Origin of the sequence: Lentzea sp. HUAS12 (assembly GCF_024125735.1) — a bacterium.
Classification (GTDB): domain Bacteria; phylum Actinomycetota; class Actinomycetes; order Mycobacteriales; family Pseudonocardiaceae; genus Lentzea; species Lentzea albida.
In genome coordinates this window covers 5,277,730-5,295,144 of the sequence record NZ_CP099738.1, presented here as the reverse complement: position 1 = coordinate 5,295,144, position 17,415 = coordinate 5,277,730, and the positions used below count along the sequence as shown (strand labels likewise).

The 17,415-nt window shown below is 69.9% G+C and carries 23 protein-coding genes; 18 read left to right on the top strand and 5 right to left on the bottom strand.

Annotated features, from left to right (window positions below):
• Positions 1–38: 38 nt before the first annotated feature.
• Genes ND450_RS23690 through ND450_RS23640 form a run of 11 tightly spaced genes read left to right on the top strand, consistent with a single transcriptional unit; the run spans position 39 to position 8,402 of the window.
• On the top strand, positions 39–1,088 hold the full coding sequence (locus ND450_RS23690; RefSeq protein WP_089922320.1) for a PhoH family protein: 1,050 nt from the start codon (positions 39–41) through the stop codon (positions 1,086–1,088).
• Positions 1,089–1,093: 5 nt separating this feature from the next.
• Entirely contained in the window at positions 1,094–1,639 is a 546-nt protein-coding gene (gene ybeY / locus ND450_RS23685; RefSeq protein ID WP_253320902.1) for an rRNA maturation RNase YbeY, read from the top strand.
• Positions 1,640–1,644: 5 nt separating this feature from the next.
• Positions 1,645–2,934: a hemolysin family protein gene (locus tag ND450_RS23680; RefSeq protein WP_089922322.1), complete on the top strand. Its 1,290-nt coding sequence runs from the start codon at positions 1,645–1,647 to the stop codon at positions 2,932–2,934.
• The gene (locus ND450_RS23675) at positions 2,927–3,259 is read left to right on the top strand and encodes a cytidine deaminase (RefSeq protein WP_089922323.1); all 333 of its coding nucleotides are present in this window, start codon (positions 2,927–2,929) and stop codon (positions 3,257–3,259) included. Before ND450_RS23680 ends, ND450_RS23675 begins: the two co-directional genes overlap by 8 nt.
• A 43-nt stretch (positions 3,260–3,302) precedes the next feature.
• A complete protein-coding gene (gene era / locus ND450_RS23670) occupies positions 3,303–4,199 on the top strand; it encodes a GTPase Era (protein ID WP_089922324.1) in 897 nt (298 codons plus the stop codon).
• A gap of 14 nt (positions 4,200–4,213) precedes the next feature.
• Positions 4,214–4,966: a DNA repair protein RecO gene (recO, locus tag ND450_RS23665; RefSeq protein WP_253320901.1), complete on the top strand. Its 753-nt coding sequence runs from the start codon at positions 4,214–4,216 to the stop codon at positions 4,964–4,966.
• A 50-nt stretch (positions 4,967–5,016) separates the two neighbouring features.
• Positions 5,017–5,841, top strand: coding sequence for an isoprenyl transferase (locus tag ND450_RS23660; protein WP_089922326.1), 825 nt, complete (start codon positions 5,017–5,019; stop codon positions 5,839–5,841).
• Complete coding sequence (locus ND450_RS23655) at positions 5,838–6,239, top strand: YbjN domain-containing protein (protein ID WP_089922327.1); 402 nt, start codon at positions 5,838–5,840, stop codon at positions 6,237–6,239. Before ND450_RS23660 ends, ND450_RS23655 begins: the two co-directional genes overlap by 4 nt.
• A gap of 23 nt (positions 6,240–6,262) precedes the next feature.
• Positions 6,263–6,697 carry a hypothetical protein gene (locus tag ND450_RS23650; RefSeq protein WP_177230029.1) on the top strand — a complete coding sequence of 145 codons (435 nt, stop codon included), beginning with the start codon at positions 6,263–6,265 and terminating at the stop codon, positions 6,695–6,697.
• Positions 6,694–7,704, top strand: a complete 1,011-nt coding sequence (locus ND450_RS23645; RefSeq protein ID WP_253320900.1) for a permease — start codon at positions 6,694–6,696, stop codon at positions 7,702–7,704. Before ND450_RS23650 ends, ND450_RS23645 begins: the two co-directional genes overlap by 4 nt.
• Positions 7,701–8,402 (top strand): TIGR03943 family protein, encoded by a 702-nt coding sequence (locus ND450_RS23640; protein WP_253320899.1) that lies wholly within the window; start codon positions 7,701–7,703, stop codon positions 8,400–8,402. Before ND450_RS23645 ends, ND450_RS23640 begins: the two co-directional genes overlap by 4 nt.
• On the opposite strand, the gene ND450_RS23635 is transcribed toward ND450_RS23640, so the two are convergent.
• From ND450_RS23635 to ND450_RS23620, 4 genes are all read right to left on the bottom strand, one after another.
• Positions 8,390–9,865 carry a cold-shock protein gene (locus ND450_RS23635; protein WP_253320898.1) on the bottom strand — a complete coding sequence of 492 codons (1,476 nt, stop codon included), beginning with the start codon at positions 9,863–9,865 and terminating at the stop codon, positions 8,390–8,392. The genes ND450_RS23640 and ND450_RS23635 overlap by 13 nt on opposite strands.
• A 78-nt stretch (positions 9,866–9,943) precedes the next feature.
• Positions 9,944–10,342 (bottom strand): Fur family transcriptional regulator, encoded by a 399-nt coding sequence (locus ND450_RS23630; protein WP_089922330.1) that lies wholly within the window; start codon positions 10,340–10,342, stop codon positions 9,944–9,946.
• Complete coding sequence (locus ND450_RS23625; protein WP_089950753.1) at positions 10,339–10,689, bottom strand: helix-turn-helix transcriptional regulator; 351 nt, start codon at positions 10,687–10,689, stop codon at positions 10,339–10,341. The genes ND450_RS23630 and ND450_RS23625 overlap by 4 nt, the downstream gene beginning before the upstream one ends.
• 11 nt (positions 10,690–10,700) lie before the next feature.
• Complete coding sequence (locus ND450_RS23620; protein ID WP_089922332.1) at positions 10,701–10,979, bottom strand: hypothetical protein; 279 nt, start codon at positions 10,977–10,979, stop codon at positions 10,701–10,703.
• Positions 10,980–11,056: 77 nt separating this feature from the next.
• Between ND450_RS23620 and ND450_RS23615 the strand changes: the two genes are divergently transcribed.
• Together ND450_RS23615 and ND450_RS23610 are read left to right on the top strand one after the other, a co-directional pair.
• Positions 11,057–12,277, top strand: coding sequence for a transposase (locus ND450_RS23615; RefSeq protein WP_253320897.1), 1,221 nt, complete (start codon positions 11,057–11,059; stop codon positions 12,275–12,277).
• 74 nt (positions 12,278–12,351) lie between these two features.
• Positions 12,352–12,729 carry an antibiotic biosynthesis monooxygenase gene (locus ND450_RS23610; RefSeq protein ID WP_253320896.1) on the top strand — a complete coding sequence of 126 codons (378 nt, stop codon included), beginning with the start codon at positions 12,352–12,354 and terminating at the stop codon, positions 12,727–12,729.
• Here ND450_RS23610 and ND450_RS23605 read toward each other — a convergent pair.
• On the bottom strand, positions 12,713–13,387 hold the full coding sequence (locus ND450_RS23605; RefSeq protein ID WP_253320895.1) for a tetratricopeptide repeat protein: 675 nt from the start codon (positions 13,385–13,387) through the stop codon (positions 12,713–12,715). The genes ND450_RS23610 and ND450_RS23605 overlap by 17 nt on opposite strands.
• Positions 13,388–13,480: 93 nt before the next feature.
• Between ND450_RS23605 and ND450_RS23600 the strand changes: the two genes are divergently transcribed.
• The 5 genes from ND450_RS23600 to ND450_RS23580 all read left to right on the top strand — a co-directional run bounded on the left by ND450_RS23600 (position 13,481) and on the right by ND450_RS23580 (position 17,392).
• Positions 13,481–14,866, top strand: a complete 1,386-nt coding sequence (locus ND450_RS23600) for a glycine--tRNA ligase (RefSeq protein ID WP_089922516.1) — start codon at positions 13,481–13,483, stop codon at positions 14,864–14,866.
• Between the two features lie 240 nt (positions 14,867–15,106).
• A complete protein-coding gene (locus tag ND450_RS23595) occupies positions 15,107–15,805 on the top strand; it encodes a hypothetical protein (RefSeq protein ID WP_253320894.1) in 699 nt (232 codons plus the stop codon).
• Entirely contained in the window at positions 15,802–16,125 is a 324-nt protein-coding gene (locus tag ND450_RS23590; RefSeq protein ID WP_253320893.1) for a hypothetical protein, read from the top strand. The genes ND450_RS23595 and ND450_RS23590 overlap by 4 nt, the downstream gene beginning before the upstream one ends.
• Positions 16,122–16,889, top strand: coding sequence for a hypothetical protein (locus ND450_RS23585; RefSeq protein ID WP_253320892.1), 768 nt, complete (start codon positions 16,122–16,124; stop codon positions 16,887–16,889). Before ND450_RS23590 ends, ND450_RS23585 begins: the two co-directional genes overlap by 4 nt.
• Complete coding sequence (locus ND450_RS23580; RefSeq protein WP_253320891.1) at positions 16,889–17,392, top strand: hypothetical protein; 504 nt, start codon at positions 16,889–16,891, stop codon at positions 17,390–17,392. Before ND450_RS23585 ends, ND450_RS23580 begins: the two co-directional genes overlap by 1 nt.
• The last annotated feature ends 23 nt before the right edge of the window (positions 17,393–17,415 follow it).

The window sequence follows — 17,415 nt, the reverse complement described above, 5'->3', positions numbered from 1 at the left end:
GCACCAGATCCGAGCGACAGGAAGCAGGCCGGGGCCACGTGGCCGACGAAACACAGCAGAGCAACAAGGAAGGTCAGTCCCGGTTCGCCGTGCCGGAAGGTGCGGTGCTCACGCTGCTCGGGTCGCGTGACGAGAACCTCCGGCTCGCGGAGGAGCTCCTCGAGGCGGACGTGCACGTGCGCGGGAACGAGATCACCTTGTCCGGCGACCCCGCCGACGTGGCCTTCGCCGAGCGCGTCTTCTCGGAGCTCATCACCCTCGCCGGCCGCGGCCAGCCGATCGACCAGAACAGCGTCCGCCGCATCATCGCGATGCTCAGCGAGACCGACGTCGAGTCGCCCGCCGAGGTGCTGAGCCTCGACATCGTGAGCCGCCGCGGCCGCACCATCAGGCCGAAGACGCTGAACCAGAAGCACTACGTCGACGCGATCGACAAGAACACCATCGTGTTCGGCATCGGCCCCGCCGGCACCGGCAAGACCTACCTCGCCATGGCCAAGGCCGTCCAGGCGCTGCAGTCCAAGCAGGTGAACCGCATCATCCTCACCCGCCCGGCCGTCGAGGCGGGCGAGCGGCTCGGGTACCTGCCGGGCACGCTGTACGAGAAGATCGACCCGTACCTGCGTCCGCTCTACGACGCCCTGCACGACATGGTCGACCCGGAGTCGATCCCCCGCCTCACGCAGGCGGGCACGATCGAGGTCGCGCCGCTGGCGTTCATGCGCGGCCGGTCGTTGAACGACGCGTTCATCATCCTCGACGAGGCGCAGAACACGACGCCCGAGCAGATGAAGATGTTCCTCACCCGGCTGGGCTTCGGCTCCAAGATGGTGGTGACGGGCGACACGACCCAGGTCGACCTCCCGGGTGGCCAGCGCAGCGGCCTGCGGGTCGTGCGGGACATCCTCGACGGCGTGGAGGACGTGCACTTCTCGGAGCTGACCAGCCAGGACGTGGTGCGCCACCGCCTGGTCGGCGACATCGTCGACGCGTACGACAAGTGGCAGGTCCAGCAGGACGCGATCGACCAGAACGGGCAGCACCACGGACCCGGTGCGCGCAGGGGTAACCAGCGGCGGGGACGATAGGCGCCGTGAGCATCGAGATCGCCAACGAGTCGGGTGTCGGAGTCGACGAGGGTTCCATCGTCTCCGCCGCCCGCTTCGCGCTGGACCGCATGGGCGTGAGCCCGCTGGCCGAGCTGTCCGTCCTGCTCGTGGAGCTGGACGTGATGGCGGACCTGCACGAGCGCTGGATGGACCTGCCGGGTCCGACGGACGTCATGGCCTTCCCCATGGACGAGCTGGACTCCGCGCGCCGTCCCGACGCGGCGGGGCTCGGGCCCGCGCTGCTCGGGGACATCGTGCTGTGCCCCGCGTTCGCCAAGGACCAGGCCAAGAAGGCGGGCCACGGCCTGCTGGACGAGCTGCACCTGCTGACCGTGCACGGCGTGCTGCACCTGCTGGGCTACGACCACGCCGAGCCCGCTGAGGAACGTGAGATGTTCACGTTGCAGAACCGCATCCTCGCCGACTTCCGCACCGCGCGGGACGAGGCCGAGCGGGCCGCTCACCAGCGCAGCACCGACGACAAGGTGCTCGGCGCGGTCGGCCTGGACGAGAAGAACGAAGAAGCCTGACGCCGATGAGCGCCAACCCTGCCAGTGTGATCGTGCTGGCCGTTGTGCTCGTGCTCGCCGCCGGCCTGTTCGCGTGTGTGGATGCCGCTCTCGGCACCGTGTCACGCGCACGGGTGGAGTCCCTGCAACGGCAGGGGCGCTGGGGCACCGGGCAGTTGCTGCAGGTCCTCAACGACCGGCCGCGGCACGTCAACCTGTTGCTGCTGCTGCGCCTCGCGTGCGAGATGTCGGCGGCGGTGCTGGTCACGACGGTGTTCCTGGACTACGTGGAGCAGGACTGGGTCGCCGTCCTGTACTCGTGCCTGAGCATGCTCGTCGTGTCGTACGTCCTCGTCGGCGTCGGACCGCGCACCCTCGGCCGTCAGCACCCGTACGCCGTGAGCCTGCTCGCCGCGGGCACGGTTCGGCAGCTCGGGCGGGTGCTCGGGCCGTTGAGCAAGCTGCTGATCCTCGTCGGCAACGCCATCACGCCCGGCAAGGGCTTCCGCGAGGGTCCGTTCAGCTCCGAGGTCGAGCTGCGCGAGCTGGTCGACATGGCGCAGGAACGCGGCGTCGTGGACGAGGGCGAGCGCGAGATGATCCACTCGGTGTTCGAGCTGGGCGACACGATCACGCGCGAGATCATGGTGCCGCGCACCGAGATCGTGTGGATCGAGCAGTCGAAGTCGCTGCGGCAGGCGCTCGCCCTGTCGTTGCGCACGGGCTACACGCGCGTGCCGGTGATCGGCGAGAGCGTGGACGACGTGCTCGGCGTGGTGAACCTCAAGGACATGATGCGGGCCACGCTCGCCGAGGACGAGGACCCGAAGACCGTCTCCGAGCTGATGCGGCCGATGAGCTTCATCCCGGACTCGAAGCCCATCGCGGACCTGCTGCGCGAGATGCAGGTGTCGCGCCGGCACATGGCGATCGTCGTGGACGAGTACGGCGGCACCGCGGGCCTGCTGACCATCGAGGACATCCTCGAGGAGATCGTCGGCGAGATCACCGACGAGTCCGACACCGACGACCGCCCGCCGGTCGAGCACCTCGACGACGGCGCGGTGCGGGTCAGCGCGCGCCTGCCGGTGGACGACCTGGACGCGTTGTTCGGCACCGAGCTCGACGACCACGAGGTGGAGACCGTCGGCGGCCTGCTCGCGCAACGGCTCGGGCGCGTCCCGCTGCCCGGCACCGAGGCCGAGATCGCGGGCCTGCGCATGCGCGCGGAGGGCGGCAAGGACGAACGCGGCCGCATCCGCGTCACGACCGTGCTCGTGCGTCCCGTGCAGAAGGAGACAGAAGAAGATGACTGACATCGACCCCGAGGACGCCAAGCTCGTGACGCTCGCACGGTCCGTGCGCGCCCGTAACGGCGCCGCGGAGGGTGCGGCCGTGCGCGACCTCGACGGCCGCACGTACAACGCGTCGACGGTCGCGTTGCCCTCGTTGAAGCTGACGGCGCTGCAGGCCGCCGTCGCCGCGGCGGTGTCGAGCGGTGCCGAAGGCCTGGAGGCAGCGGTGGTCGTCACCGAGGCGAACCTGGTGGACGCGGAGTCGCTCGCCGCCGTGCGAGACCTCACGGCGACCGGCCCGGTGCACCTCGCGAACACCGCGGGTGAGGTTCGCGAGCAGCTCTGAGGGCCCCCGAACGGCCAAAACCGGCTAGAGGGACAATGGACTGATGGATGGTTACCGCTCCGGGTTCGCGTGCTTCGTCGGCCGCCCGAACGCAGGGAAGTCGACGCTGACGAACGCTCTGGTGGGCACGAAGGTCGCCATCACGTCCAGCAAGCCGCAGACCACCCGCCACACGATCCGCGGCATCGTGCACCGCGAGGACGGCCAGCTCGTGCTGGTCGACACGCCCGGTCTGCACCGGCCGCGCACGCTGCTCGGCCAGCGCCTGAACGACCTGGTGCGCGAGACGTGGTCGGAGGTCGACGTCGTCGGCTTCTGCGTGCCCGCGGACCAGAAGGTCGGCCCCGGTGACAAGTTCATCGCCGCCGAGCTGGAGAAGGTCGCCAAGCGCACGCCGGTGATCGGCATCGTCACGAAGACGGACCTGGTGTCGCAGCAGCAGGTGATGGAGCAGCTGCTCGCGTTGCAGAAGGTCATGGAGTTCGCGGAGATCATCCCGGTCTCCGCGGTCGACGGGTTCCAGGTCGACAAGCTGAGCGACCTGCTGCTGCAGAAGCTGCCCGAGGGCCCGCAGCTGTTCCCGGACGGCGACCTGACCGACGAGCCCGAGCAGACGCTGGTCGCCGAGCTCATCCGCGAGGCCGCGCTGGAGGGCGTGCGCGACGAGCTGCCGCACTCCATCGCCGTGGTGGTGGAGGAGATGGCACCGCGCGAGGGCCGTGACGACCTGATCGACATCCACGCGTTCGTGTTCGTCGAACGGCCGTCGCAGAAGGCGATCATCCTGGGGCACCGGGGCGAGCGGCTCAAGCAGGTCGGCATGGCGGCGCGCAAGCAGATCGAGCGGCTGCTGGGCAGCAGGGTGTACCTGGACCTGCACATCAAGATCGCCAAGGACTGGCAGCGCGACCCGAAGCAGCTGCGCCGACTGGGGTTCTAGATGGCGGCACTCTGATGGCGAACCTGTACCGCGACACCGGGGTCGTGCTCCGCGTGCAGAAGCTCGGTGAAGCGGACCGGATCATCACCTTCCTGACGCAACGGCACGGCAAGCTCCGCGCCGTGGCCAAGGGCGTGCGCAAGACGACGTCGAAGTTCGGCGCCCGGCTCGAGCCGTTCTGCCACGTCGACGTGCAGTTCTACCCCGGCCGGACGCTCGACATCATCACGCAGGTGCAGACGCTGGACGCGTTCGGCGTGGGGATCGTGAACGACTACCAGCGGTACACGGCGGCGTGCGCGATCGCCGAGACCGCGGACCGGCTCACGGCCGAGGAGGGCGAACCGGTCCTGCGGCTCTACATGCTCGTGGCCGGGGCGTTGAAGGCGTTGTCGACGGGGGAGCGCGACCCGTCGCTGCTGCTCGACGCGTTCCTCATGCGTGCGATGGCGTTCGCCGGGTGGGCGCCCGCGGTGAACGAGTGCGCGAAGTGCGGTGATCCCGGTCCGCACCGGGCGTTCAGCATCCAGGCGGGGGGCTCGTGCTGCCCGAACTGCCGTCCCGCCGGGTCGTCGTCGCCGTCGCCGGACACGCTGACGTTGCTCTCGGCGCTGTTGCACGGGCAGTGGACCGTGGTGGACGAGATCCCGCACATCGCCCGCCGCGACGCGAGTGGCCTGGTCGCGGCGCATCTGCAGTGGCACCTCGAACGGCAGCTGCGTTCGTTGCCGTTGGTCGAGCGAAAGGCGCAGCCGGCGGACGGCTAATGTGGCGTCCACCCGACAACGGTTTTCGCCCCGAGAGGATGCCTAGCCCCATGCTGCGTCGCCGCCGCTCTGAGCGTGAGAAGCGCGTTCCGCGCCCGCCGGAGCCGCACCCGTCCGGTGCGACGCCCCCGGACATCCCGGCCGACCTGGTGCCCCAGCACATCGCGATCGTGATGGACGGCAACGGCCGTTGGGCGAACCAGCGCGGGCTGTCGCGGGTCGAGGGCCACAAGCGCGGTGAGCAGGTCGTGCTCGACGTCGCGAAGGGCTCCATCGAGCTGGGCGTGAAGTGGTTGTCCCTCTACGCCTTCTCCACGGAGAACTGGAAGCGCAGCCCCGAAGAGGTCCGCTTCCTGATGAACTTCAACCGCGACGTGATCGCGCGCCGCACCGACGAGCTCGACGAGATGGGCGTCCGCATCCACTGGGCCGGCCGGTCGCCGAAGCTCTGGGGCAGCGTCATCAAGCAGCTGCAGGAGGCCGAGGTCCGCACGGCGGAGAACGACGTGCTGAACCTCGTCATGTGCGTGAACTACGGCGGCCGCGCGGAGATCGGTGACGCCGCCCGCGAGGTCGCGCGCCTGGTCGCCGCCGGGAAGATCAACCCGGACAAGGTCGACGAGCGCACTCTCGCGAAGCACATGTACAAGCCGGAGATGCCCGACGTCGACCTGTTCATCAGGCCGTCCGGTGAGCAGCGGATCTCGAACTTCCTGCTGTGGCAGTCCGCGTACGCCGAGATGGTCTACCAGGACATCCTGTGGCCCGACTTCGACCGCCGCGACCTGTGGCGCGCCTGCGAGAAGTTCGCGGGCCGCGACCGGCGTTTCGGTGGCGCCGTCGACAAGCCCGGTGAGGAGGTGGTGTCGTCGTGAACGCGAGCGGTGAGGCCCTGGAGGCCGCGCGCAAGGCGTTGGAGCTGTTCCACGACGTGTCCGTGGACGACGACGGCGCCCTGAGCTTCCGCCACGGCGACGTGCCGTGCGCGGTGCAGGGCATGGAGCTGGCCGAAGGGCTGACCGTGCTCTCGCTGACCGTCGTGGTCGCGTGGGACCTGCCCGGCGACGCGGCCGTGTGGGTCGCCGAACGCGCCGGTCAGGGCCTGTTCGGCACCCTCGGCGTCATCGCGAGCGAACGCGGTGGCACGGACGTGATGCTGCGCTACGCGTTCCCGGCGGACGGCCTCAAGCCCGAACCCCTGAGCACGCTGCTCATGTTGGTCGTCTCGACCGCGTCGCAGGTGCGCGGCGAGCTCCTCTCCCGCTTTTCTTGAGAAAGGACCCCTCGATGGGTGGCGTGATCATTTACGAGCCGGAAGAGGACGCGGACGTCAACGAGTTCCCCTGGACCGTCACGTTCGAGCCCTCGGGCGGCGACGACTGGGACTCGTTCATCTGCGGCCCGTACGAGCGCGACCACGCCGTCGCGCTGGCCGAGGCCGTGGCCCTCGACGACGCCGAGGGCGGTGTGCTGGCCATCGTGAAGCCGATGCTGCCGGCGCTGTCGGCCGAGGACGTCTCCGCCACGATCGAGGAGCTCCGCGAGGCCGCCCTCGAAGAAGAGGCCGAAGCGGAGGAGGGCGTCAACGGCACCCCCGTCGACTTCGACGACGAGGACGACCTCGAAGAGGAAGAGGCCGAGTTCGAGGAGCCGCCGTCGCCCGAGGAGATCCGCGAGGGCATGGCGCGCCAGTACCGGCGCCTGCTGGACCTGGACGCGGACGCGGAATGACGATCACCGGCGAGATCCGCTCGCCGAAGCGGCGCTCCGGCCCGCCTCGGCTGAAGATCACGTCGTTGGAGGTGCTGTGCGGGATCCTCGTTCTCGCACTGCTCTTCCAATCCCGGCTCGTCGACCTGCTCGACGTGCCCAAGCTGCGCACGGCCTCGACGGTGTTCGTGGCGATCTGCGTGCAGGCGATGCCGTTCCTGGTGCTCGGCGTGCTGATCTCGGGCGCCATCGCGGCGTTCGTGCCGGCGTCGGCCCTGCGCAGGCTGCTGCCGTCGAAGACCGCGCTGGCCGTGCCCGTGGCCGGAGTCGCGGGTGTGGCCCTGCCGGGCTGTGAGTGCGCCTCGGTGCCGGTCGCACGGCGGCTGATGCAGCAGGGCGTCGCCCCGGCCGTGGCGCTGACGTTCCTGCTGGCCGCCCCCGCGGTGAACCCGATCGTGCTGGTGTCGACCGCGGTGGCGTTCAACGACACCCCGATGATGGTCGTCGCCCGGTTCGTCGGCTCGCTGCTGACCGCGATGGTCATGGGCTGGTTGTGGGTGCGCTTCGGCAAGATGGAGTGGATCGCCGAACGCGCGCTGGCGCGCATGGGCGACCACTCCGGGCAGAACAAATGGGCCGTGTTCGCCGAGAGCGCGCGGCACGACTTGGTCGACGCCGGCGGATTCCTGGTGCTGGGCGGGCTGTTCGCGGCGGCGTTCAAGACGTTCGTGCCGGTCGCGTGGATGCAGACGCTCGGCGGCCAGATCGTCCTCGGCGTGATCGTGATGGCGTTCCTCGCGGTGATCCTCGCGCTGTGCTCGGAGGCCGACGCGTTCGTCGCGGTGGCGTTCTCCGCGCTGCCCCTGTTGCCGCGCCTGGTGTTCCTGGTCGTCGGCCCGGCCGTCGACGTGAAGCTGATCGCGCTGCAGGCCGGTGCGTTCGGCAAGTCCTTCGCCTTCCGCTTCGCACCCGCCACCTTCGTGGTGGCGATCCTGTGCGCCGTCGTGTCGGGAGTGGTGCTGCTGTGAGGCGGGAAACCCAGAACATCCTGCTGGTCCTGCTCGGCGGCGCGCTGCTGAAGATCAGCTTCTCCGGGCTGTACCTGCGGTACGTCCAGAAGTCGCTGCTGCCGCTGCTGATCGCGGCCGGCGTGATCATGATCGGCCTCGCGCTGTTCGCGATCATCCGGGACATCCGCCGCGGCAAGGCCGTCGACGACGAGCACGGCCACTCGCACTCGTCGCGCTCGACGTGGCTGATGCTGCTGCCGGTGCTGGCGGTGTTCCTGATCTCGCCGCCCGCGCTCGGCGGCGACGTCGTGAACTCGGCCGCCGACACGAACCAGACGCAGCGCTCCCGCAACCTGCTGGGCGAGCTGCCGTCCGGCGACGTCATCCCGTTGTCCATGACGGAGTTCGTCACCCGCACGGCGTGGGACGAGTCGGGGACGCTGGACGGCCGCCGTGTTCGGTTGACGGGGTTCCTGCTGCGCGCGGAGGGGGAGACGTACGTCGCGCGCCTCGCGATCTCGTGCTGCGCCGCCGACGCCCGGCCGTTGAAGGTCCGGGTGACCGGGGACGTGCCGTCGCTGCCGGACGAGCAGTGGGTCGAGGTGACCGGTCAGGTCGTGCCGAAGTCCGCGAACGAGAAGAACTCGTGGGTGCCGAGCTTCACCGTGGAGTCGTTCACGCCCGTGGCCGAGCCGGTCGAGCCCTACGAGTCGTAGGCCGGCCCGCGCAGGGCCGCGGCGAGGCCCCGCGCGGCGCTCGTCGTCGTGGCGTCGTCCGGACCGAACGCGGCCGCGGCCCGCTGCTCCGCCTCGGCGAAGACGGCGCGTGCCGCCGCGAACTCCTCCGCGAGCAGGTGCAGGGTGCCGAGGTCGACGGCCGCCCACAGCGTGTCGCGGTGGTCCTCCCCGAGCACCCGGCGCCGGCGGCGCAGCGTGTCCTCGCGCAGTTCGCGCACCTGGTCGGTGATCCCGTGCCGGGACAGGGCCAGGGCCAGGTTCGACGCGGACGTCAGTGTGTCCGGGTCGTCCGCGCCGAGCTTCCTCAGGCGGCGCTCGTAGGTGCTGTGGAACAGGTCGTAGGCCTGCTGGTGCTCGCCGAGTTTGAACAGGTACCCGGCGAGCCGGTTGGCGACGGCGAGGGTGTCGCGGTGGTTGCCGCCGAGCGCCGTGCCCCAGGCGCGCTGCACGGAGCGTGCGACGGTGGCGCCGAGTCCCGACTCACCGGTGGCGTTGAGGCGGTCCAGGACGTCCAGCACCTGCGCGCGGAACGACTCCGGTGCGTGGTCCTCCGCGTGGTCGATGATCTCCTGCACCCACGCCTCGGCGTGGGGAGGACTCGGCCTGCTCGGGGCGGCGTCGGGCAGTCCCGCGGCCTCCTCGCCCACGAACCTGACGTCGTGGACCCGCGGGCCGGTCGGGAGCTGCCGCACCTCGTAGGTGACGGGCTGACCCGGTACCGGTGGGCCGCCCGCCGGGAGCGCGGACCGCGGCAGGGACAGCAGCTGCCCGCCGTTGGAGGGCTGGACCAGTCCTCGCCCGGTGTGGTCGTTGAAGACCGCCACGACGCCGTGCCGGGACAGGGCCGCCAGTCGTTCGGACGGGCAGCCGGGCAGGTGGGACATCCCGCAGCCCCAGCTCAGGTCGCTCTCCCAGGCGAGCACCTCCGTCGGGTACATGCGGAACGGCTCGCCCCCGTCGTCGATCACGGTGGTGCCGCGCCTGCCCGCGACGAGCCAGTCGAGTTCCAGCCGCCAGCCCACCTCGGTGGCGCTGACGTGCGGGACGAAGTGGAACTGCTCCACGTCGGTGGCGCTGACGCTGAACGGGAAGTCCTGCTGGAGCGCGGTGAGCCGCGGGCGGTCGTCGTCGAAGTCGGCCGTGAACGGCCGCGGGGTGATGATCCCGCCCATCCGCACCTCCACGCAGGCGCGGCGCGGTGGTCGGCGGGACACGACCACGGGACGCAGACCGAGCAGCACGACCGCCCGGGTCGTCCGCGCCTCCACCGTGATCACGTGGACGGCACCGCTGTGCGCCACCTCGGCCGGTGGGTCGTCGTCCACGTACACCGAGGTCAGCGAGGGCTCGACCTCCACCGTGGCGATGATCGGATCCGCCAGGGCGGCTGCGGGGTCGCCCGCCTGGCCCACGTGCAGACTGCCGATCGACCCCGCCTGCACGACGGTGCCGTGATCACCATCGCCGACGCTGTTGCGGACTGTCGGCTCGTCGCTGGCGGGGTCGTTGATGGCGAGCTCCTAACGCAGGCCCTTCGCTGTGCACTCCGCGCAGGTCCCGAAGATCTCCACGGTGTGGCTGACCTGTGAGAACCCGTTCTCGGCGGCGACGCGGTCCGCCCACTTCTCGACGGCGGGACCTTCCACCTCGACCGTGCGCCCGCAGTGGCGGCACACGAGGTGATGGTGGTGGTGCGCCGAGCAACGGCGGTAGATCGCCTCGCCCGAGTCGGTGCGCAGCACGTCGACCTGGCCCGCGTCCGCGAGCGACTGCAGGGTGCGGTAGACCGTGGTCAGGCCGATGCCCTCGCCGCGGCGGCGCAGCTCCTCGTGCAGTTCCTGGGCGCTGCGGAAGTCGTCGAGCTGGTCGAGCAGGTTCGACACCGCGGTGCGCTGCTTGGTGGACCTCAGACCGGTCACAACTTCTCCTCGACGTGCGTCACAGCGTCCACCACGATGTGCGCCAGATGTTCGTCCACCAGCCGGTACACGACCTCACGGCCGTGCCTCTCGCCGTGCACCACGCCCGCCGACTTGAGCACCCGCAGGTGCTGGCTGATCAGCGGCTGCGCGACCCCCAGCGCCTCGACCAGCTCGTGCACGCAGCGGTCGTGCTCGCGCAGCTGCAGCACGATCGCGATGCGGACCGGCGCGGCCAGCGCGCGCAGCAGGTCGCCCGCCTCGGCGAGGGTGTGCGCGGAGCGGGGAGGCGCGGGCGCGGGAGCCGCGCGTTCGGGGGAGTGCTCGCCGTGCAACTGGACGGTCATGGCGGCGCACCTCACCTGGTAGGGATTTTCAGAACCAATTCTACGGTGATGACGAGCAGTACCAGCAGGACCACCACGCGCAATGTGCGATGACCTGGGGAAAGAACCTTCCAGGTGGCCGCGAGCAGCACCGCCGCGCCCACGAGGAGCACACCGAGCAGCACCGCGCCGAGGGTGCCGCCCACGAGCACGCCGGTGATAAAGAGACCGAGAACGAGCACGAACGCCACGGCGGGACGCACACGCGCGAGCGGGCCGTCGCCGGGCAGGAGAGGGCGCTTGGAGGTCACCGTGCCATCCGGAACGGTTCAGGCGTGCGGCGCGCATGCCCCCTGGCCTCAGATGTAGTCATTGTTACTCCATTGGTATGATGATCAGCGTGCGGACGGCGTATCGTTGCCGGGCTTATCCGGATCCCGAGCAGGCAGCGGTGTTGAACCGCACGTTTGGGTGCGTGCGCCTGGTGTGGAACAAGACGTTGAGTGAGCGGCGACACGTCTATCACACCGAGGGGAAGAGGACTTCCTATCGGGAGACCGACGCAGCACTGACGCGGTGGAAGCGCACCGATGATCTGGCATTCCTGTCGGAGGTGTCGTCGGTGCCGTTGCAGCAGACCTTGCGGCACCAGCACACCGCGTTTCACAACTTTTTCGCCGGACGAGCCAGGTACCCGCGGTTCAAGTCCCGAACGGGTCGCCAGTCGGCGCACTACACGCGCTCGGCGTTCCGGATGCGAGATGGTGCGCTGATCCTGGCCAAGACCCGCACACCGATGCGGTTCGTGTGGTCGTTCGACGACGTGGACGTGGCCGCGGTGGCTCCGACGATGGTCGTGGTCTCCCGCGAGTCGGATGGTCGCTGGTACGTGACCTTCGCCGTGGACACGGATACACCCGCCCCGGCCGAGCCTGCCGGGCGCGCGATCGGTGTTGACCTCGGCTTGACGAGCTTCTTGGTGACCAGCGACGGTGACCGCATCGCCAACCCCGGGCATCTGGCCCGCAGGGCACGGAACCTGGCCCGCTACCAACGTCGCATGGGGCGATGCCAACGAGGCAGCAACAACCGCCGCAAGGCCAAGGCCAAAATCGCCGGCGCGCATCGCAAGGTTCGCAATGCCCGGCAGGACTTCCTGCACCGCACCACGACCGCGCTGGTCCGCTCGACAGACGTGATCGTGATCGAGGATCTCAACGTTGCGGGAATGGTTCGCAACCGCCACCTCGCCCGCGCCATCTCGGACGCGGGCTGGGGTGAGTTCCGGCAGCAGCTGGAGTACAAGTGCGACCGCGCGGGCCGCACGCTGATCGTCATCGATCGCTGGTACCCCAGCAGCAAGACCTGTTCGGCCTGCGGGCATTTGCTCGCCGATCTCACGCTGTCCACTCGGCACTGGGCGTGTCCGAGCTGCCGCACCTGGCACGACCGGGACCTCAACGCGGCGAAGAACATCCTTGCGGCTGGTCGAGCCGTAGCCCGAGGCGATTCGGGTGATGCCTGCGGAGCTGATGTCAGACGGCAAGGGCCCTCCCTTCCGCAATCGGCGGTGAAACAGGAAACCTGTGCCGTGAGGCACAGCGCGTGAGCGCTACCCGCCACATGGCGGGTGGGACTCCCCACTTTCCAACGGGGAGGAAGTCAACGTGCCATCCTTGCACCGTGCTGCTGGTGTGCCGCTTCCGCGTGTCCGACCCCGAGACGTTCACCTCGCGCGCCGAGCAGGCCCTGGCGCTGCTGACGGCCCAGCCGGGGTGCCGCCGCGGCACGCTGGCGCGCTCGACCGACGAGGACGACCGCTGGGTGCTCACGGTCGAGTTCGACTCCGTGGTGGCCTACCGGCGCGCGATGTCGCCGTTCCCCGTGCGCGAACACGTCATCCCGTTGCTGTCCGAGGCGCTCACGGACGAGCCGGCGATGTACGAACCGACGCTGACCAGCGCCGGTGGTGAGGTCGAGACGCACACGAGCGTGCTCGCCGAGGACGCGTTCACCGTGCGCCTCGGTGAAGCCGCCGGGCCTGCTACCCCTCGGCGATAGCCTCCATCTCCTTGACCCACTCCTCCTGCGAGTCGTGGGGCAGGAGCTCCAGGGCCCTGCGCGCGGCCGCCGCGGCCTCCTCGGTGCGGCCCAGCGCGTGCAGCGTCTTGGCCTTGCCGCTCTCCGCGTACGCCTCGGGCGTCTTCTCGAACGCCTCCAGCGCCTCGTCGAAGCGGCCGTTCTCGAAGTAGAACCAGCCGAGGTTGTTGTGCAGCGGCCCTAGCCAGCGCACCAGTTCGGGGTTCGCCACGACGATCTCGAGGCCCTGCTTCGTCCACTTCTCCGGGTCGTCGACGAGCGACGCCATGTGCGCGGCGTCGACCGCCAGCGACAGGTCACCGCGGGTCTTGGCCAGGATGAACGCCGCCACGAACAGCGGCTGCGCGGCCTCGGGGTCGCCGCCGGAGCGGTGCAGCCTGCCGCGTTCGAGCAACGCCCGCACCCGGCCCGTCGAGTCGGGCGCGACCAGCGTCTCCGCCTCGTCGACGAGACGGTGACCTGCGGCGAAGTCCTCGCGCAGGCCCTGCACGCGAGCGAGCTGGGTCAGCACCTCCGCGCGCTCGTCGTCGGTCTCCACGTCCGCCAGGAACGCGCGGAACCTGGCCTCGGTGCCGTCCAGGTCGGCGAAGTCCCACAGCTCTCGCAGCCGGTCTTCCATTCGTGCAGGGTAAGGCTCCGGTCGCCCGTTCGGGGATCAACGTGACGGGCTAGGCTTGAGCCCCCGATTCGCATTCCCCCGATGGAGTTCCCCTTGCCCGCCGATCGCATCGAGACCGTTGTCAGCCTCTGCAAGCGCAGGGGGTTCGTCTACCCGTGCGGGGAGATCTACGGCGGTACCCGCTCGGCGTGGGACTACGGCCCTCTCGGCGTCGAGCTCAAGGACAACATCAAGCGCCAGTGGTGGAACTTCATGGTCCGCGGCCGCGAGGACGTCGTGGGCCTGGACTCGTCGGTCATCCTGCCGCGTGACGTGTGGGTCGCCTCCGGTCACGTCGAGGCGTTCGTCGACCCGCTCGTCGAGTGCGAGTCGTGCCACAAGCGGTTCCGCGCGGACACGCTGTCGGAGGAGTACGCGGAGCGCACCGGCAAGGAGGTCGCCGAGGGCGACGTCTCGGACGTGCCGTGCCCGAACTGCGGCGTGCGCGGCTCCTACACCGAGCCGAAGATGTTCAACGGCCTGCTCAAGACGCACCTCGGTCCGATCGAGACCGAGGAGGGCCTGCACTACCTGCGCCCCGAGACCGCGCAGGGCATCTTCACGAACTTCCTGAACGTGCAGACGACCTCCCGCAAGAAGCCGCCGTTCGGCATCGGCCAGATCGGCAAGTCGTTCCGCAACGAGATCACGCCGGGCAACTTCATCTTCCGCACCCGCGAGTTCGAGCAGATGGAGATGGAGTTCTTCGTCGAGCCGGGCACGGACGAGGAATGGCACCAGTACTGGATCGACGAGCGCACCCGCTGGTACACGGACCTGGGCATCTCCAAGGAGAACCTGCGCCACTACGAGCACCCGAAGGAAAAGCTGTCGCACTACTCGAAGCGGACGGTCGACGTCGAGTACCGCTTCCAGTTCGGCGGCCAGGAGTGGGGTGAGCTCGAGGGCATCGCGAACCGCACCGACTTCGACCTCACCACGCACTCGAACCACTCGGGCGTCGACCTGTCGTACTTCGACCAGGCCACGAACTCGCGCTTCAAGCCGTTCGTCATCGAACCGGCGGCCGGCGTCGGCCGCCCGATGATGGCGTTCCTGCTGGAGGCCTACACCGAGGACGAGGCCCCGAACGCCAAGGGCGGCGTGGACAAGCGCGTCGTGCTGAAGCTCGACCGGCGCCTCGCCCCGGTCAAGGTCGCGGTGCTCCCGTTGTCGCGCAACGCCGACCTCTCGCCCAAGGCCCGCGACCTCGCGACGGCCCTGCGCCGCAACTGGAACGTCGACTTCGACGACGCCGGCGCCATCGGCCGCCGCTACCGCCGCCAGGACGAGATCGGCACGCCGTTCTGCGTGACGGTCGACTTCGACACGCTCACCGACCACGCCGTGACGGTGCGGGAGCGCGACACGATGTCGCAGGAGCGCGTGGCGATGGACCAGCTGGAGTCGTACCTGGCCGCGCGCCTGATCGGCTGCTAGTGGCGTGGCACAGGACGTTGGCGGCGTATCCGCGCTCAGCAGGATCCGTCGCGGCACCGCCCCCACGCCCCCGTACGACCAGTACGAGGCCGTGGGGGCGGCACCCCGACACATCCGTCTGAGCACGAATACACCGGCAACGTTCTGAGCCACACCACTAGCTCGAACTGCTCCGTTCGGTCGTACCCCTCTGCTACGTTGTGAAGTCACTTCGTCACAGCGCGCAGGGGGGCGGACAAGGTGGTCGAAGACAACCGCAGGTGGGGCTTCGAGGAAGCCGAGGACTGGGAGTACGAGGCAGGGCGGCGTGCCACACCGCCGCCCGCGCAGCCGCCACCGGATGACGCGGACGCCTGCATCGGCGTCGACGCGAGTGGTGCGGTCTCGGTGCTCGTCGAGTTCGACGGCCGGGTGCGTGCCGTCAGGCTGGCCGCCCGGTGGCGCGACAGCATCGACCAGCGCTCGTTGGACGGAGCCGTGCTCGACGCGGCGAACGACGCGACCATGCGGGCGTTGTCCCGTTCGGTGCAGGCACAGGGGGACCTGACCGCCGCCGAGCCCGCGCCGGTGGGTGCGCAGGTGGACGAGACGCCGCTCACCCGTGCCGACGCGGAACGGCTCTTCGCCGCCGTGAACGCCGAACTCGCCGCGTTCACCGCCGGCCTGGACCAGGCGGTGAACGCGCCCGTGCGGGCCGAGAGCCGCGGTGGTCACGTCCGCGGCATCGCCCAGTCCGGTCAGGTCGTCCGCTTCGAGATCGACGACCGGTGGGCCCACGCCGCGCCCAATCCCGAGATGGAGGGCGAACTCGCCGAGGTCCTGCGCGCGTTGCGCGACCGGGGCACTCCCGCCACGCGGCCGACGGGGTCCGCCATCGCGGAACTCCAGGCGCTGGCGAGCGATCCGGCGAAGCTGCTGCGGAAGGTGGGGCTGGCATGAGCGACGTGGTGCTGAAAGCACTGGATGCGCTGCAGACGGACGCAGGCCTCTGGTTGAGGGCCGCGGACAACGTGCAGGCGCCTCAGAGCGCCATCGGCGGACTGACGCTGACCGGCCACGACGTGTCCATGTGGGCGGTCGACCGCGGCCTCGACCGCACGTACGAGAACGGCCGGGTCGTGCTCGAGGACATGCTGCGCCAGGCGATCACGGCGTTCAACGGCCTCGGCGACAGCCTGCTCGCCGCCGCCGACACCTACGCGCGCGAAGAAGCCGCGAACCTCCACGCGATGAACAGGCTCACGGGGGAGATCAGGTGACCAACCCACTGGTGGTGCAGGCCAAGGGCAACGCCGACGAGGTCGACCGCGCGATCCGCCGGTTCTTCGACGTGGTCAACACGACGCTCAGCTGGGTCCCCGCGCCGTTGAAGTGGGTGATCGAGAAGGTCCAGGACGGCATCCGGGTCGTCAACGTGAGGATCGCCGAGTTCTGGGACCGGGTGAACCAGCTCTTCGAACAGCCGGGTGACTCGGACCGCCTCCGGCAGGTCGGCACCGGCTGGGTCGAGCAGGTCGGCGACAAGCTCGGCGACATCGCCGGCACGATCGCGCTCGACAAGATGCGCACGAACGTCGAGTGGGAGGGCAGGGCCGCGCGGGCCTACACGGCGACGGTGCCGCCGCAGTCGGCGCTCCTGACCGGGGTGAAGGACGTCGCGAACCAGATGCGCGCGTCCCTCAACAGCCTCGCGAACTCGATCGACGCCTTCTGGATCGCGATGGGCGTCGCGCTGGCGACGTTCGTCGTGGCGGCGGTGGGGGCGATCGCGGCGGCCTGCACGGTCGTCGGCACGCCTGCCGCCGTCGCCGCCATCGCGGGCGGGCTCGCCGCGGCGATCGGCGTCATCGGCGCCACGATCATGGCGCTGGAGTCGCACACCAACACGATCGAGACCGAGCAGAACGCGATCGTGCAGAAGATCCACGACATCGGCCGTGAGTGGACCATGCCGAACACGGCGGACATGAGCGACGCCAGCGTCACCGACGGCGACGGCTCGGATTGGAAGATCGACAGTTGATGATCGTGGGCCAGGGGCCGCCCCCGCAGTGGGTGTGGGTGCCGGCCGCGCGCGTCGAACGGATCCGGACGCGGCTGGCGCTGACGGGGTTGCCCCTGATCGGCGTGGCGCTCGTGTTCGGGATCGTGCTCGTCGCGGTCGGGCTGAACCTGCCGACCGCGCACAGCCCGATCAACGTGATCGGCGTGATGACGGCCGGGATCGGCGCGTTCTGGGGAGTCCTGTCCGGCGTGAGCCTCGCGACGGCCAGGTCCCGCGCGCGAGGGGAGTTCGTCGACGTGAACGGCGCGCGCCTGGTCCGGCGGCTGCTCGGGGTCTGGTGGGGCGCGGCGATCTTCTGCGCGCTGGTCGCGTGGTTCTGCGAGGTGATGACGTTGAACAGCGAGGCTCGGCCGGTGCCGTTCACCGCCGGGTCCGCCGTCTACCTCGCGGTGCTGGGGCTGCTCGTCGTGCTCGGTGGCGTCGCGTTCTTCACCGCGCGCAAGGTGCTGCGGGTCGGCTGAGGCAACGTTCCGGCGCGTTCGCG